Here is a 16105-nt window from a genome sequence, read left to right on the forward strand (position 1 = left end):
ACAAGGCGAGTGCTACACGTCACCAACGATTCATAATTGAACTGTCCCGTTTTGCTCCACCTTGCCCCACTAGGGACTTTTGGCGGCAAGGCCCCCCGTCTGCCATAGTCGGAGACACGACCCCCATTGACCCGGGCCAGGTCGACCCAACGGCCGTGGATACACCCCCCTCGTCCACGGCGCACTCCACGGAAGCCCCCACGCGTCCCACCACGACGCACGGGGGCTTCCGTGCGTCCGGGGCGCGTCAGCGGTCCGAGACCCGCATCTCGAACCAGGTCGTCTTGCCGCGCGGCGCCAGGTCCACGCCCCAGCGGTCGGCCAGCTTGTCGACGAGGAAGATCCCGCGGCCGCTGATGTCGAGCTCGTGCACCGGCATCAGACAGGGCAGCCCCCGCGAGGGGTCGCGCACCTCGATTCGGATCCAGCCGCGGCGCCTCTGTAACCGCAGCGCGAAGACGCGGGCACCGGTGTGCCGGACGGCGTTCCCGACGAGCTCCGAGACGAGCAGCACCGCGTGCTCGGCGAGCTGCGGGCCGAGCGCCCACTGCCGCAGCAGGACGTGCTGGGTGAGCCTGCGGGCCACCCACGCGGACTCGGGGAGGGACGGCAGCCGGACGTCCTCCTCGGCCGGATTGCCGTACAACTCCACTGCTTCGGCGGCCTGTTCGTCGTCCACGGCCGGTGACCACCGTGACGCGGCGGCGCTCACGCGCTGCCCCGGTTGTTCCCTACCCTCCAGGCCCGCCATGCCCCCCATCATGGCCGCACGGAGCCCTCCGTGGGGGCCGTTCCGACGGAATCGGCCCCCACCCGTGAAGGATCGTCAGGCGAACTTCGCCTTCCCCGGGCCCTCCTCGACGAAGCTGCGCATCCCGGTCTCGCGGTCCTCGGTCGCGAACAGGGCGGAGAACCAGGTGCGCTCGATGGCGAGACCGGTGTCGATGTCGGCCTCCAGACCCTGGTCGATCGCCTCCTTCGCGGCCCGCAGGGCGACGGCCGGGCCCTGCGCCAGCCTGACGGCCCAGGCGTGCGCCTGCTCGTACACCTCGGCGGCGGGGACGACCCGGTCGACCAGACCGAGCGTCAGGGCCTCGTCGGCCTTCACCATCCGGCCGGTGAAGATGAGGTCCTTGGCCTTGGAGGGGCCGACGAGCCGGGACAGCCGCTGGGTGCCGCCGGCGCCGGGGATCAGGCCGAGGAGGATCTCCGGCTGGCCCAGCTTCGCGTTGTCGGCGGCGATCCGGTAGTCGGCGCAGAGCGCGAGCTCGCAGCCGCCGCCGAGCGCGTAACCGGTGATCGCGGCGACGACCGGCTTCGGGATGCGGGCGACGGCGGTGAAGGAGTCCTGGAGGGCGCGCGAGCGCTTGACCATGGCCACGTGGTCCATGACCTGCATCTCCTTGATGTCCGCGCCCGCCGCGAACACCTTCTCGCCGCCGTAGATGACCACGGCCCGCACGTCGTCGCGGTCGGTCGCCTCCTGGGCCAGCTCGCGCAGCCGGTCCTGGGTGGCGATGTCCAGGGCGTTCATCGGGGGGCGGTCGAGGCGGATCGTGCCGACGCCATCGGCGACTTCGAGGTTCACAGTCATGGAAGGAAGGTTAGTGGCCGTTAACGAGAAGGGGCCCGGTGCTGTTGCTCACAGCACCGGGCCCGCTCAGTCGCGCACGGCCGGGCGATCGGCTACGCGATCCACTCCGACCAGTCCATGTTCCAGCCGTTGAGGCCGTTCTCCGGAGTGATCTGCTTGTCCTTGGAGTTCTTCACGATCACGACGTCGCCGATGATCGAGCGGTCGTAGAACCAGGCCGCCGGCGTCGAGCTGTCGCCCGCGCCCCGCGCGTCCTCCAGGCCGACGCAGCCGTGGCTGACGTTGCTGGAGCCGAAGGTGGAGGACGGCGCCCAGTAGTTGCCGTGGACGAAGGTGCCCGAGTTGGACAGACGCATCGCGTGCGGCACGTCCTTGATGTCGTACTCGCCGCCGAAGCCGACCGTGGCCCCGTTCATGCGGGTCACCTTGTACTTCTCGCTGATGACCATCTGACCGTTGTACGTGGTCGTGGATGGCGCGCCCGCGGTGATCGGCAGCGTCTTGATGATCTTGCCGTCCCGCTCGACCTTCATCGTCTTGGCGCTCGCGTCGACGGTGGAGACCTGACGGCGGCCGATGGTGAAGGAGATCGACTTCTTCTGCTTGCCGTAGACGCCGGGGCGGCCCTCGACGCCGTCCAGGTTCAGCTCGACCGTGACCTTGGTGCCGGCGGCCCAGTAGTCCTTCGGGCGGAAGTCGAGGCGGTCGTTGCCGAACCAGTGGCCCTTGATCTCGACGGCCGGGACGGCCGTCACCTTGATGGCCTTCTCGACGGCCTCCGGGTCGGTGATGCCCCGGCTGAAGTTGATGGAGACCGGCATGCCGACGCCGACGGTCGAACCGTCCTCGGGCGTGTACTGGCCGATGAAGGTGTTCTGCGGGACCAGCGTGGTGAAGGTGGTGTCCTTCGCCGACTCGCGGCCCTCGGCGTCCTTCGCGATCGCGTGGACCTTGTACTGGGTGGCCGCGGCCAGGTGCGCCTTCGGCGACCAGCTGGCGCCGTCCGCGGCGATCTCGCCCTCGATCTTGTCGCCCTTGGAGTCGGCGACCTCGACCGTGGTCAGCTTGCCCTGCGCCGCGGTGATCTTGAGGGCTCCACTGGTGGCGACCGAGTCGGCGCCGTCCTTCGGAAGGATCGTCACGACCGCCTGGGAGGCCGCGTTCCCCTGCTTGCCGCCGCCCTGGGCCGCCGGGCCCTGGCCCCCCGCGCCGCCGCCGGCGGTCTCACCGCCGCCACATGCGGTCAGGACCAGGAGCAGCGCCCCCGCCGCCAGGGCCTGCAGCCTGACGCCCCCGCGCCGGCCGCGCCGCCCCGTCGCTCCTACCGATGCCCCCGATATCGGCTGCCCGTTCACTGTGGTCTTCTCCCCTCGGACGGCCTGGCGATGCCACGGCCCCACCCCCGTGCGCATTCACTCGCGCACACAGCGCTAGATAATCACACCGCAGGACACGAAAGTTCCTCGTGATTGTCACCGTTCGGCACCAGTCGACGTGATACGGGGGACCACCCGGTCTCAGCGCAGCGCGGAGCCCGCCTTCCACCGGTCCCAGTCCAGGTTCCAGCCGCCGAGGCCGTTGTCGGGGGCGACCTCCTTGTCGCGGGAGTTGACCACCTCCACCACGTCGCCGATGAGCGTCCGGTCGAAGAACCAGCCCGCGGGCGAGTCCGCGCTGCCGCCCTTCTCGTCCCGGAGGCCCACACAGCCGTGGCTGACGTTGGCGGAACCGAAGGTGGAGGCCGCCGCCCAGTAGTTGCCGTGCAGGAAGGTCCCCGAGTCGGTCAGCCGCATCGCGTGCGGCACGTCCTTGATGTCGTACTCGCCGCCGAAGCCGACGGTCCTGCCGTCCATCCGGGTCACGTCGTACAGCTCGGTCACGACCATCTTCCCGTTGTACGTGGTGGTCTTCGGCGCGCCCGCGGTGATCGGCACGGTGGCGAGGACCTCGCCGTCCCGCCGGACCTCCATCGTGTGCGCCTCGGCGTCGACCAGGGAGACCTGGGAGCGGCCGACGGTGAAGCCGACCTTCTTGCGCTGGATGCCGTACACCCCGGGCGCCCCCTCGACGTCCCGCAGCGCGAGCTCGACGGTCACCTTCGTGCCGGGCCGCCAGTACGCGGCGGGCCGGAAGTCGAGCCGCTCCTTGCCGAACCAGTGGCCGACGACCTCCACCGGCGGCTCCGAGGTGACGCGGACGGCCCGCTCGACCTCGGCCCTGTTCTCGATCGGCCGGTTGAAGCCGAAGGAGACGATCATGCCGGTGCCGACCGTGGAACGGTTCTCCGGCTTGAAGTAGCCGATGAAGCGGGAGCCGGGGACGACGGTGGTGAAGGTGGTGTGCCGGGCCGAACGGCGCCCGTGCCCGTCGAGCGCGACCGCGTCCACGCTGTACTTGGCGGCCAGCGCGAGCCGGGTGCCCGGCCGGGGCCGCCAGCGCAGCCCGTCCGCCGAGACCTCCCCGGCGACCTCGCTCCGCAGACCGTCCTCGACCCGCACCACCGTCACCCGTTCGAGCCGCCCGCTGTCCACCTCCACCTCGACGGGCCCGCCGGCCGGCACCGCCCGGCTGCCGTCCTCCGGGCTCACCCGGATGGCGTCGCCCGGGGCCCGCGCCTTGCCCGGCAGGCTGATGCCGACGCCCTCCTCGCCGTCCGTCCCGCTGCAGCCCGCGACGCCCGTCGCGAGCCCCGCCACCAGTCCCGTCACCACGAGGGCCCGCCTCGTCCGCTCCCATGCGCAAGTCACGCCCGGCCCAACGACGGCCACCCTCCAGGGGAAACGTACGTGCGGGTCATGTTGGGAGCACGGCCGTGCGGGCAGAACAGGGGGAGAACCACGCGCGGGAGCGGCGGCCGGGACGTCGCCGCTCCCGCGGGTGCGGGCCCGACGAGCCGCGGGAGGCCGGGACGGTGGCGAGCGCAGCCGAGCAGGAGGCGGTGTCCGAGCATGCCCTGGAGCGGGCCGTGCCACCGGTGTGGCCGGGGGCACCGACGCCCTTGGGGGCCCGCTGCCGGGTCGGCCCCGGCGGGGTGACGGGCACCAACTTCGCCCTGTGGGCGGGCGGGGCGGAGGCCGTGGAGCTGTGCCTCTTCGACGCCGACGGCACGGAGACACGACTCCGCCTGACCGAACTGACGCACGAGATCTGGCACGGCTTCGTGCCGGGCGTCGGCCCGGGACAGCGGTACGGCTACCGGGTGCACGGCCGCTGGGACCCGTGGACGGGCGCCCGCTGGAACCCGGCGAAACTGCTCCTCGACCCGTACGCCCGGGCCGTCGACGGCGACTTCGCGGCGCTGCCCCCGGAGGCGTACGGACACGTCCGGGACTGGCCGCAGCAGCACGTGGCCGACACCGTCCGCGACGAGCGGGACTCCGCCCCGCACGTCCCCAAGGGGGTCGTCGTCCATGACGACGACGACTGGGCCGACGACCGCAGGCCCAAGACGCCCTGGCAGGACTCGGTCATCTACGAGCTGCACGTCAAGGGCTTCACGAAACAGCACCCCGACATCCCGGAACACCTGCGGGGCACGTACGCGGGCCTCGCCCACCCCGCCGCGATCGACCACCTCGTACGCCTCGGCGTGACGGCCGTCGAACTCCTCCCCGTCCACCAGTTCGCCCACGAGGACCACCTCCTGCGGCGCGGACTGCGCAACTACTGGGGCTACAACTCGATCGGCTACTTCGCCCCGCACGCCGGCTACTCCTCCTCCGGGACCACCGGGGAGCAGGTCGGCGAGTTCAAGCGGATGGTGCGGGCGCTGCACGCCGCCGGGATCGAGGTCATCCTCGACGTCGTCTACAACCACACGGCTGAGGCGGGCGAACTCGGCCCCACGCTCTCCCTCAAGGGCATCGACAACCGCGGCTACTACCGGCTCCAGTCCGACGCCCGCCGGTACGCCGACTACACGGGCTGCGGCAACACCCTGCACGTCGTCCAGCCGCAGGTCCTCCGCCTCATCACCGACTCCCTGCGCTACTGGGTCACGGAGATGGGCGTCGACGGCTTCCGCTTCGACCTCGCGGCGGCCCTCGCCCGCTCCTTCCACGACGTCGACATGCTCTCCCCCTTCCTCGCCGTCATCGCCCAGGACCCGGTCCTGCGCCGGGTGAAGCTCATCGCCGAACCCTGGGACGTCGGCAACGGCGGCTACCAGGTCGGCGCCTTCCCGCCCCTCTGGACCGAATGGAACGACCGCTACCGGGACGCCGTCCGGGACTTCTGGCGCGGCGCGCTGCCCGACGTGCGGGACCTCGGCTACCGGCTGTCCGGCTCCAGCGACCTGTACGCCTGGGGCGGACGCCGCCCGTACGCCTCCGTCAACTTCGTCACCGCCCACGACGGCTTCACCCTCCGCGACCTGGTCACGTACGAACGCAAGCACAACGAGGCCAACGGCGAGGGCAACCGGGACGGCACCCACGACAACCGCTCCTGGAACTGCGGGACGGAGGGCGAGACCGACGACCCGGCGATCCGGGGGCTGCGCCTGCGCCAGCAGCGCAACCTCCTCACCACCCTCCTCCTCTCCACCGGCGTCCCCATGCTCGTCGCCGGCGACGAGATGGGCCGCACCCAGGGCGGCAACAACAACGCCTACTGCCAGGACAACGAGATCGGCTGGCTCGACTGGTCCCTCCCGGACGACCCCGGCCGGGCCCAGCTCCTCGCCCTCACCCGCCGCCTCCTCGCCCTGCGCCACCGCCACCCCGTCCTCCGCCGCCGGGCCTTCTTCTCCGGCCGGCCGCAGGGGGCGGACGGGCTGCGGGACCTGGCCTGGTTCACCGCCGAGGGCAACGAGATGACGGAACGGGACTGGTACGCGCCCACCGCCACCCTCGGCCTCTACCTGTCGGGCCGTGACATCCCGGGGCGGGACGCGCGGGGCGAGCAGATCACCGACGACAGCTTCCTCGCCGTCCTCCACGCCGGTCACCGGCCCCTGGACTTCCGGCTGCCGGGGCCGCCGTGGGGGGAGTCGTACGAACTCCTCGTCGACACGGCGCGGGACGACCAGTCGGCCCCTCCGGCCACCCGCCATCCGGGGGGCGGGACGCTCACGGTGGGGGCCCGGTCGGTGGTGCTGCTACGGGTCCGCGAGTAGCGCCGCGGGCCCGCGGGGCTGCCCGTGCGGGCGGGGGGGTCAGGGGTTGCCCGTGCGGGCGGGGGTACGGCTTCGGGGCGCGGAACCGGGGACCGCGGTGCTGCGGTCCCTGGTGCTCAGGGGAGGAACGTCACCGCCGGGAAGGCCGGGGACGGCCCGTCGAGCAGGTGGCCCCGGCAGCGGCGCAGGTGCTCGTCGAAGAACGCGAGCGGATACGCCTGCTGGATCTTCACCGCCTGGTCGGGATCGAGGGTGCCGATCACGTCCTGGAGCTGTTGTGCGCTCCATCCGGACAGCTTCGCCACCTGCGGGAACAGCGCCTCGTTGTCGCCGTACGAGATGTGGGCGGCGCCCTGGGCCCGGATGTCCAGCCGCCAGCCCCGCAGGTGCGACCAGAACGCGGCGGCCGCCGGATCCGTGGCTCGGGTGAACACGGCGGACATCATCATGAACGGCCGGTCCAGGTCGCCCGCCAGGGGCGGGTTCATCCGCATCGGGCCGTCGAGGCTCAGTCCGGCCCGGATGCGCTCGTCGGCGAGCATGGCGCAGGCGGTGGCCGTCCCGCCCTTCGACCAGCCGAACGCGCCGATGCGCCGCGGGTCGAGTGAACCGAGCAGCCCGGGCGGCAGCTCCCGGCGGTCGACGTCGGGATTGTGTCCGGCAGCGAGCCGCTCGACGCAGTCGAGGACGAAGCGCAGGTCGGCGGCGAAGTCCCCGGGCAGTGTCGGCGCCCGCCTGTCGTCGAGCGGGGTGGCGATCCGCCCGTCGGGGAACTCGGTGTACGTGTCGTACTGGTGAGCCACCGTCACGACCGCGTATCCGTGGCTGGCGAGCTCCTGGACCAGGACAGTGTGGTCGCCCTGGTGGCTGTGCGCGCCGTGCGAGAACACGACGACGGGCAGCCGTCGGCCCGTTCGGCGCACCGGAGCACCCACGTGGCCGGCCGTGAGCGGTCCCAGGGGGGCCAGGTCGCCGAACCCGACATCGGCGAGGAACGCCCGGAGCGCGCCGGCCGGCATCCAGGGCGCCACCGGGTACCGCCGGACGTCCCGGGCGGGATACCAGACGGTGGCCATCAGCTCGCGGAAGTGTCCGGAGCCCGCGATGTCGTCCGGACGCGACCGGTCGACGAGGTGCAGCCGGGCCGTGCCCACCGGGTGCGGCCCGGTCGGCGCGGGCAGGGTGAGCCGCGTCGCGGCGGGGGCGACGGCGGCCGGGCCGGCCCACGCGGGGCCGGCGGCGCCGGCGAACGGCATGGCGGCCCCGGCGGCCAGCGCGGCTCCCAGCACGCTGCGGCGCGTCACGCTCCCCCGGCTGATGAACGACGTGTCGGACATGGCCCCTCCCGCGGTGACGACGGGTCGACTGTGCTGCCACGGCCGGTCCGTGGGCACGGGGAGACGCTGTCACGTGCCCCTCCCCCGCGGCATCGGCCCACGGGTGTACACCCTGGGGCCGACGCGGTCGTACGGGTCGTCAGGCCGTCCCGGTCACCTCGGCTCGCGGTCCCGCGGGGTCGATCGGCCGCGCTCCGGCCATGGCACTCGGCCCGCGTGGCCGCTCACCGCCACCGAGAAGCGGAGCCCGGGGAGGCGGGCAGGGGTCTCACGCCTCGGACGGCGCACCACCGCCACGGCGCTGCCGCCGGCGGTGTCTGCGCATGGACACCTGAGAGCCGCAGCCCGTACTGCAGTACAGCCCTCCCCCGTTGCGGGTGCGGTCGAGGAAACCGAAATGGCACGGGGGGTTCCGGCACGCCTTGACGCGCCCCCAGTCGCCGCTCTGCGCAAGCGTCGTGACCGCGGCCAGTACGGTTCCGAACACGCCGGGCACGCCCGTCTGGGGAGAGGCCAGCTCCGCGCCGCCGGCCGTGACCACCGTCGCCAGCGGGTAGAGCGAGCCCACGCGTCGCAGGTGCCGCTCGGCACGCTGCAGCGACTCACCCAGACCTTCCTCGTCGCCCGAGTGCGCGAGCAGCACGGTCACCAGGGCGTCACGCAGCTCGCGCGCGACCGCGGCGTCAGCGTCGGTCACCACGGTTTCGCCGGCGAACTCGTCGCGCTCCGCCAGCCATGCCGCGAACGAGTCCCCGTCCCCGAACAGCTCTCGGCGGCCCGATCCGTCCGCGCGCGTGTTCACGAACGCGAGGACGGTCTCCACCGTCGGCGGGACGGTGGTCGGGCTGGGTCCGGGGGATCCGGCTGCCGTGGCGGTCATTCCCCCACAGTACATCAGCGCGAGCGGCGCTAATCCGATTAGCGGGCAACTTGCCAGGCGACCCACCGTTGACTGGTTGCGAGCTAACGGCTTACGGTCGCAACATGAATGAGGCAACCAACCACCAGGCCCACCTCCGCACATGGCTGATCACCGGCGCGACGTCCGGCATCGGCCGCGAACTGACGCTCCAGGCGCTGGAGAACGGCGAGACCGTCGCGGCCCTCGCCCGCGACACCTCCCCCCTGGACGAACTGGCGCGAGCGCACGGCGAGCGCCTGCTCCCCGTCCCGGCGGACGTACGGGACGAGCAGGCCGTCCGGGACGCGGTGGAAAGCACGCTCGCGCGGTTCGGCCGCATCGACGTCGTGGCCAACAACGCGGGATACGGACTGTTCGGAGCCGTCGAAGAGGCCTCCGACGCGCAGGTCCGTGCCGTGTTCGACACCAACGTCCTGGGAGTGCTCAACGTGCTCCGCGCGACGCTGCCGGTGCTCCGCGCCCAGCGGTCCGGCCACGTCCTGCAGGGCTCGTCCGTCTACGGGCAGTCCGCCCATCCCGGCGTGGGCCTGCTGGCCGCCACCAAGTACGCCGTCGAGGGACTGTCGGACGCGCTCGCGGCCGAGGTCGCACCGCTCGGCATCAAAGTCACCGTCGTCCAGCCCGGAATGACCGCGACCCCCTTCCTCGCCAACCTCGACGTCGCGGCCGGCCTCGCCGACTACGACCGGACCGTCCGCGAGGTCCAGAAGGCCATCGGAGAGCTGCCGGCGTCCGCGTTCTCCGCCGCCGCGCGGATCGCCGAAGGCATCCGGGCCGCGGTCGACAGCCCCAACCCTCCGCTGCGCCTCGCCCTCGGCACCTCCAGCGCGACGGCCATGCGCCCCGCGCTGGAGGCGCGGATCGCGGACCTGGACAGCTGGCAGCACGTGACCGACGCCGTCGACAGGTAGCAAGCCACCCGTCCCGCCGGGAACGCGGTCACGGCGGAGGCGGCCCGGGACGGTCGCGGTCGGGTGGGGGTCGGCCGGGGACGGCGTCCGGGGGGTGCCGCCCCCGTGTGCCCACCGGTACGGAAAACCGGATGAGGCGTGTCAGTGGTGAACCGTATGGTCGGTTCTGATGCCCGAGAAACCGATCCCCCCGCGTCCCGACCGTTCGACGGTCCGCGTCCTGCTCCGTCTCTGGCCGTACGTGCGGCCCGTGCGGGGACGGCTGTTCACGGCGGCGGTCGTCGCGATCGTCGCCTCCTGTCTGTCGCTCGTCATCCCGATCGTCCTGAAGTGGCTGGTCGACGGGCCCGTCGCGGACCGGGACCCCGGGGGCGTCTGGCTCGGCGCGCTGTACCTGCTGCTCCTGGGGGTCGCCGAGGCCGCCCTGTTCGGCCTCCGCCGCTGGCTGGTGGCCCGCCCGCTGTCCTCCGTGGAGGCCGGGATGCGGGCCGAGCTGTACGGCAGGCTCCAGCGGCTCCCGATCGCCTTCCACGACCGGTGGGCCTCCGGACAGCTGCTCTCGCGCGGCACGACGGACCTGATGCTGGTCCGGATGTTCCTGGCCTTCCCGCTGACGTTCCTCCTGGTCAACGCCGTGACGATCCTGGCCGGTTATGTCCTCCTCCTGTCCCAGGACTGGACTCTCGGCCTCGTGCTCCTCACCCCCGTGATCCCCCTCACGATCATCAGCAACCTCTTCGAACGCCGGTACGGAGTGGTGGCGCGCCGGGCCCAGGACCAGGTCGGCGATCTGACGACGGTGGTCGAGGAGAGCGTCCTCGGCATCCGGATCGTGAAGGGCTTCGGCCGCCACCGCAGCCAGGCGAAGGCGTTCCACGAACTCTCGGGCCGGCTCCGCGGCACGGAACTGGCCAAGGCGCGGCTGATCGCCGTGATCTGGGCGGTGATCACCACCCTCCCGGAGCTGGCCATCGGAGCGGCCCTGGTGCTCGGCACCGTCCAGGTCGCCGACGGGAACCTGTCGGCGGGCACCCTCGTCGCGTTCCTGTCGACGGCCCTGGCGCTGCGCTGGCCGGTGGAGTCGATCGGCTTCCTCCTCGCGATGACCAAGGAGGCGGCGACCGCGACGGAACGCTACTTCGAGGTGATGGACACCGACGAGGAAACGGACACGGCCGGCGGCACCCCTGGCCCTCGCCGTCCGGACGGGGTCCGCTTCGAGGGCGTCACCTTCCGCTACCCGGACGCCCCCGAGGGGACGCCCCCCGTCCTGGACGGCATCGACCTCCACATCCGCCCCGGTGAGACCCTGGCCCTGGTCGGCGGCACCGGCTCCGGCAAGACGACCCTCACGGCCCTCGTGCCGCGCCTGCACGAGGCGACGGCCGGCCGGATCCTCCTCGACGGCGAGGACATCGCCCTCATGGAACGGGAGAAGCTCCGCTCGCTCGTCTCCGTGGCGTTCGAGGAGCCGACGCTGTTCTCCGCGAGCGTCGGCGAGAACGTCCTGATGGGCGCGGAAGGAGCCGGTGACCCGGAGCTGCGCCGCGCCCTGGGCGTCGCCCAGGCGGACGGCTTCGTCGACCGGCTGCCCGAGGGGACCGCGACCCAGGTCGGCGAGCAGGGCCTCAGCCTCTCCGGCGGCCAGCGGCAGCGGCTCGCCCTGGCCCGCGCGGTGGTGGGCAGACCCCGGTTCCTGGTCCTGGACGACCCGCTGTCGGCGCTCGACGTCCACACGGAGGCCCGGGTCGAGGCGGCCCTGCGGGAGGTCCTCCAGGAGACGACGGCCCTGGTCGTGGCGCACCGCCCGTCGACGGTGATGCTGGCCGACCGGGTCGCGCTGCTCTCGCGCGGCCGGATCGCGGCCGTGGGCACCCATCAGGAACTGCTGCGCAGCAGCGCCGAGTACGCCTGGCTGATGTCCGGCGAGGGGGACGGGAACCGATGACGGACACCACGCTCCGGAAGAAGACGAAGCCGCCGGCCGAACCGCCGGCCGACCCCTTCGACCGCGACGACCTGCCCGCGCCCCCGGGAGCGACCGGAGCCCTGCTCCGCTCCCTCCTCGCCCCCCATCGCGCGCGGGTCGTGGTCGCGGCCCTGATCCTCCTCGTCAGGGAGGCGGCGCTGCAGGCGGGCCCGCTGCTCGTCGCGTACGCCATCGACCGCGGCGTCCCGGCCTTCCGCGCGGGGGACCGCGGCCCGGTCGTCGCCGTGGCCGTCGGCTACCTCCTCTGCGCCGCCCTGTCGGGCGTCCTCCAGTACGCCTTCGTCCGCGGAGCCGCCCGCATCAACCAGGACGCGCTGCTCGACCTGCGCGGCCGGATCTTCCGGCACTCCCAGCTCCTCAGCGTCGACTTCCATGAGCGCTACACCTCGGGCCGGCTGATCTCCCGTTCGACCACGGACGTCGAGTCGCTCCGGGAACTGCTCTCGGAGGGCCTCCAGGAACTCATCGGGGTCGTCCTCTCCTTCCTCTCGATCTCGCTGGTCCTCCTCTGGCTGGACTGGGGCATCGGAGCGGTGGCAGTGGCCTCCTTCCTCCCGCTCCACCTCCTCATCCGTCTCTACCGGCGGCGCGCCGGCAGGGTGTACGCGGAGCGTTCCACGGCCATCGCGGGCGTGATCGTGAAGTTCGCGGAGACGATGAACGGCATCCGTCCGGTCCGGGCGTTCCGCCGCGAACGGGCCAACGACGCGGAGTTCGCGGTGCTCAACCGCCGCCACGAACGAAGCAACGGCGACGCCCTCCTGGAAATGGCCCGCTACGTGGTGGGCTCGCGCCTGGTGGCGAACACGGCGGTGGCCGGCATGTGCCTCTGGGGCGCGTACCGAGTGGCGGCCGGCAGCCTCGAACTGGGCGTCCTGGCCGCGGCGGTCCTCTACATGCGCCGCCTGTACGACCCGATCGACCGCCTGGGCATGTTCCTGAACTCGTACGAGTCGGCAGCGGCGTCCCTCACCAAGATCGCCGGCCTCCTGGCCCAGGAACCGGGGGTCCCGGAGACGACGACGCCCCACGAGCTCCCCCACCGCACCGGCGCGCCCGGCAGGGAGATCACCTTCGAGAAGGTCGGCTTCGCCTACCGGACGGGCGGCGAGGTCCTCCCCGCCTTCGACCTGACGATCCCGGCGGGCCAGACGGTCGCGGTGGTGGGCGCGACGGGCGCGGGCAAGTCGACGCTGGCGAAGCTGCTGGCCCGCTTCTACGACCCGACGACCGGCCACGTCAGGCTGGACGGCACGGACCTCCGCGACCTGTCGACCCCCGACCTCCGCCGCGGCATCGTGATGGTCACCCAGGAGGCGTTCCTCTTCTCGGGCACGGTCGCGGACAACATCGCGATCGGCCGCCCGGACGCGACCCGCGCGGAGATCGAAGCGGCGGCGAAGGCCATCGGGGCGCACGAGTTCATCACGGGCCTCCCGGACGGCTACGACACGGACGTCCGCAAGCGCGGTGGCCGGATCTCGGCCGGCCAGCGCCAGTTGGTGGCCTTCGCCCGCGCCCTGCTGGCGGACCCGGCGGTCCTGATCCTGGACGAGGCGACCAGCTCCCTGGACGTGCCGGGCGAGCGGGCGGTGCAGCAGGCGATGGACACGGTCCTGGCGGGCCGTACGGCGGTGGTCATCGCCCACCGCCTGTCGACGGTCGAGGTGGCGGACCGCGTGCTGGTGATGGAGGCGGGCCGGATCGTCGAGGACGGCCCCCCGTCGGCCCTGGTGAAGGGCGAGGGCCACTACGCGGGCCTGCACCGGGCGTGGCGGGACAGCCTGGTGGGATGACGGACGGAAGTGGGGGGCGGCCACCCCCGCACGTCGGCTGCCCGGCACACACGACCGGCCGACCGAACGCCCCAGGGATGGAAAAGATTCAGCCACGCCCTGACGCGATGAGGCCGGTCCACCGGTATGCCCTCCCCGCCGCCCCCGCCCATGACGCCGGCGACGGTTGCGGCCCGGAGGGCTCTTCGAATTCGGCCTCCACGGAACCTCGGACGACATTGCGACCATGATCGACGAAACGTCCGGTTAACGAACACGGACATTCGGACAGCGGACGATTTCCGGCCAACTTCCCGCCGCGGTCCTGACAGGTCCCCGTCATTCCTGTCACTCTCTCCCCGGTTCTTCGCACCAGAGTTCACCGCGTCACCCGAACGGGTTCGGACCCCCTGGGCCCCGATCCGCCGGGTTCCGCGTCACAAGCACCTGCTCCACAGCTCTCCTTGCTCCGCCCGGACGGGCTCACCCAAGTCCGCCGGTACCCCCCATCGCTTAAGGAGTCTGCGTGAGATCCACGCCCAGCCGCCGTGCCACCGCGACCGGCGCCCTGATCGCCGCCGCCGCCATGCTCACCCTCGGCGTCCAGTCCGGCACCGCGTCGGCCGACACCTTCGCCGCGGCCCCCGCGGCGCAGTCCGTCGGCAAGGTCAACCCCGGCAAGCTGCCGGCCGACCTCTCCCCGGCCCAGCGCGCCGCGCTGATCAAGGCCGCCCAGGCCGACTCGGCCGCCACGGCCAAGTCCCTCGGCCTCGGCGCCCAGGAGAAGCTGGTCGTCCGCGACGTGGTCCAGAACCGCGACGGCTCGACCTACACGCGCTACGAGCGCACCTTCCAGGGCCTCCCGGTGCTCGGCGGCGACCTCGTCGTCGCGGAGACCAAGGCCGGCGCCACCACCTCGGTGACCAAGGCCACCCGCGCGGACATCACCAAGGTCGACGTCGCCGCCGCGACCGTCGCCCCGGCCGCCGCCGAGAAGCAGGCGGTCGGCCGCGCCAACGCCGAGGGCGCCAAGTCCACGGCCGCCAGCCGTGCCCCGCGCAAGGTCGTCTGGGCCGCGAACGGCACGCCCGTCCTCGCGTACGAGACCGTCGTCGGCGGCCTCCAGCACGACGGCACCCCGAACGAGCTGCACGTCGTGACGGACGCGAAGACCGGCGCGAAGCTCTACGAGTGGCAGGCCATCGAGACCGGCATCGGCAACACGCAGTACAGCGGCCAGGTGACCCTCGGCACCGCGCCCTCGTACACGCTGACCGACACCACCCGCGGCAACCACAAGACGTACAACCTCAACGGCGGTACGTCGGGCACCGGGACGCTGTTCACCAACACCACGGACACGTGGGGCAACGGCCTCCCCTCCAACAAGGAGACCGCGGGCGCGGACGCGCACTACGGCGCCGCCCTCACGTGGGACTACTACAAGAACGTCCACGGCCGCTCCGGCATCCGCGGTGACGGCGTCGGCGCGTACTCCCGCGTCCACTACGGCAACGCGTACGTCAACGCCTTCTGGTCCGACTCCTGCTTCTGCATGACGTACGGCGACGGCACGGGCAACAGCAAGCCGCTCACGTCCATCGACGTGGCCGCGCACGAGATGACGCACGGCGTCACCTCCAACACCGCCGGCCTGGTCTACAGCGGCGAGTCCGGCGGCCTCAACGAGGCCACCTCGGACATCATGGCGGCGGCGGTCGAGTTCTACGCCAACAACGCCAACGACAAGGGCGACTACCTCGTCGGCGAGAAGATCGACATCAACGGCAACGGCACGCCGCTCCGTTACATGGACAAGCCGAGCAAGGACGGCTCGTCCAAGGACTCGTGGTACTCGGGCATCGGCTCCATCGACGTCCACTACTCCTCGGGCCCGGCGAACCACTTCTTCTACCTGCTCTCCGAGGGCAGCGGCGCCAAGACCATCAACGGCGTGAGCTACAACTCGCCGACCTCCGACGGTCTCCCGGTCACCGGCATCGGCATCGACAAGGCCCGCCTGATCTGGTTCAAGGCGCTCACCACCAAGTTCACCTCGAACACCAACTACGCCGGTGCCCGCACCGGCACGGTCGCCGCGGCCACCGAGCTGTACGGTGCCGGCAGCGCCGAGGTCACGGCCGTCGAGAACGCCTGGGCCGCGATCAGCGTCGGCTCCCGCCCCGGCGGTGGCGGCGGTGGCGGCACGGTGTTCACCAACGACGCCGACGTCTCCATCCCGGACAACGGCGTCGCGGTCACCTCGTCGCTCAACGTCACCGGCGTCACCGGCAACGCCCCGAGCAACCTCCAGGTCGGCGTGGACATCGTCCACACCTACATCGGCGACCTGGTCGTCGACCTCATCGCCCCCGACGGCTCGGTCTACAACCTGAGCAACCGGGCCGGCGGCAGCGCCGACAACATCAACCAGACGTACACCGTGAACGCCTCCTCCGA

General features: G+C 72.1%; 11 protein-coding genes. 5 read left to right on the forward strand and 6 right to left on the reverse strand.

All coding sequences use genetic code 11. The annotated features are described in order from the left end of the window. Window positions 1-247: 247 nt before the first annotated feature. The 4 genes from ACIGW4_RS37400 to ACIGW4_RS37415 all read right to left on the reverse strand — a co-directional run bounded on the left by ACIGW4_RS37400 (window position 248) and on the right by ACIGW4_RS37415 (window position 4341). Window positions 248-763, reverse strand: coding sequence for an ATP-binding protein (locus tag ACIGW4_RS37400; RefSeq protein WP_185094636.1), 516 nt, complete (start codon window positions 761-763; stop codon window positions 248-250). A gap of 63 nt (window positions 764-826) precedes the next feature. Next, on the reverse strand, window positions 827-1594 hold the full coding sequence (locus tag ACIGW4_RS37405) for an enoyl-CoA hydratase/isomerase family protein (RefSeq protein ID WP_399586099.1): 768 nt from the start codon (window positions 1592-1594) through the stop codon (window positions 827-829). Window positions 1595-1686: 92 nt separating this feature from the next. Next, a complete protein-coding gene (locus ACIGW4_RS37410) occupies window positions 1687-2949 on the reverse strand; it encodes an Ig-like domain-containing protein (RefSeq protein ID WP_398707578.1) in 1263 nt (420 codons plus the stop codon). A gap of 162 nt (window positions 2950-3111) precedes the next feature. Beyond that, window positions 3112-4341 (reverse strand): Ig-like domain-containing protein, encoded by a 1230-nt coding sequence (locus ACIGW4_RS37415; RefSeq protein ID WP_398707576.1) that lies wholly within the window; start codon window positions 4339-4341, stop codon window positions 3112-3114. A gap of 164 nt (window positions 4342-4505) precedes the next feature. Between ACIGW4_RS37415 and glgX the strand changes: the two genes are divergently transcribed. Continuing rightward, a complete protein-coding gene (gene glgX, locus ACIGW4_RS37420) occupies window positions 4506-6710 on the forward strand; it encodes a glycogen debranching protein GlgX (RefSeq protein ID WP_123455485.1) in 2205 nt (734 codons plus the stop codon). A gap of 116 nt (window positions 6711-6826) precedes the next feature. Here the strand turns inward: glgX and ACIGW4_RS37425 are convergent, their stop codons facing one another. Next, window positions 6827-8047 carry an alpha/beta hydrolase family protein gene (locus ACIGW4_RS37425; protein WP_399586103.1) on the reverse strand — a complete coding sequence of 407 codons (1221 nt, stop codon included), beginning with the start codon at window positions 8045-8047 and terminating at the stop codon, window positions 6827-6829. Between the two features lie 268 nt (window positions 8048-8315). Next, a complete protein-coding gene (locus ACIGW4_RS37430) occupies window positions 8316-8927 on the reverse strand; it encodes a CGNR zinc finger domain-containing protein (RefSeq protein ID WP_398707572.1) in 612 nt (203 codons plus the stop codon). A gap of 104 nt (window positions 8928-9031) precedes the next feature. On the opposite strand from ACIGW4_RS37430, the gene ACIGW4_RS37435 reads away from it, so the two are divergent. From ACIGW4_RS37435 to ACIGW4_RS37450, 4 genes are all read left to right on the forward strand, one after another. Further along, complete coding sequence (locus ACIGW4_RS37435; RefSeq protein WP_399586106.1) at window positions 9032-9880, forward strand: SDR family NAD(P)-dependent oxidoreductase; 849 nt, start codon at window positions 9032-9034, stop codon at window positions 9878-9880. Between the two features lie 169 nt (window positions 9881-10049). Continuing rightward, a complete protein-coding gene (locus ACIGW4_RS37440; RefSeq protein WP_399586107.1) occupies window positions 10050-11828 on the forward strand; it encodes an ABC transporter ATP-binding protein in 1779 nt (592 codons plus the stop codon). Then, entirely contained in the window at window positions 11825-13666 is a 1842-nt protein-coding gene (locus ACIGW4_RS37445) for an ABC transporter ATP-binding protein (RefSeq protein WP_398707568.1), read from the forward strand. The genes ACIGW4_RS37440 and ACIGW4_RS37445 overlap by 4 nt, the downstream gene beginning before the upstream one ends. Before the next feature lie 505 nt (window positions 13667-14171). Continuing rightward, window positions 14172-16105 (forward strand): M4 family metallopeptidase (locus tag ACIGW4_RS37450; RefSeq protein ID WP_399586110.1); only part of this gene is annotated, 1934 nt, incomplete at its 3' end.

It is taken from the genome of Streptomyces sp. NPDC053513 (assembly GCF_044544765.1).
Classification (GTDB): Bacteria; Actinomycetota; Actinomycetes; order Streptomycetales; family Streptomycetaceae; genus Streptomyces; species Streptomyces litmocidini.

Coding starts and splice junctions, on each gene's coding strand:
- ACIGW4_RS37400 (WP_185094636.1), bottom strand. CDS start 763: ATGATGGGGGGCATGGCGGGCCTGGAGGGTAGGGAACAACCGGGGCAG.
- ACIGW4_RS37405 (WP_399586099.1), bottom strand. CDS start 1,594: ATGACTGTGAACCTCGAAGTCGCCGATGGCGTCGGCACGATCCGCCTC.
- ACIGW4_RS37425 (WP_399586103.1), bottom strand. CDS start 8,047: ATGTCCGACACGTCGTTCATCAGCCGGGGGAGCGTGACGCGCCGCAGC.
- ACIGW4_RS37430 (WP_398707572.1), bottom strand. CDS start 8,927: ATGACCGCCACGGCAGCCGGATCCCCCGGACCCAGCCCGACCACCGTC.
- ACIGW4_RS37435 (WP_399586106.1), top strand. CDS start 9,032: ATGAATGAGGCAACCAACCACCAGGCCCACCTCCGCACATGGCTGATC.
- ACIGW4_RS37440 (WP_399586107.1), top strand. CDS start 10,050: ATGCCCGAGAAACCGATCCCCCCGCGTCCCGACCGTTCGACGGTCCGC.
- ACIGW4_RS37445 (WP_398707568.1), top strand. CDS start 11,825: ATGACGGACACCACGCTCCGGAAGAAGACGAAGCCGCCGGCCGAACCG.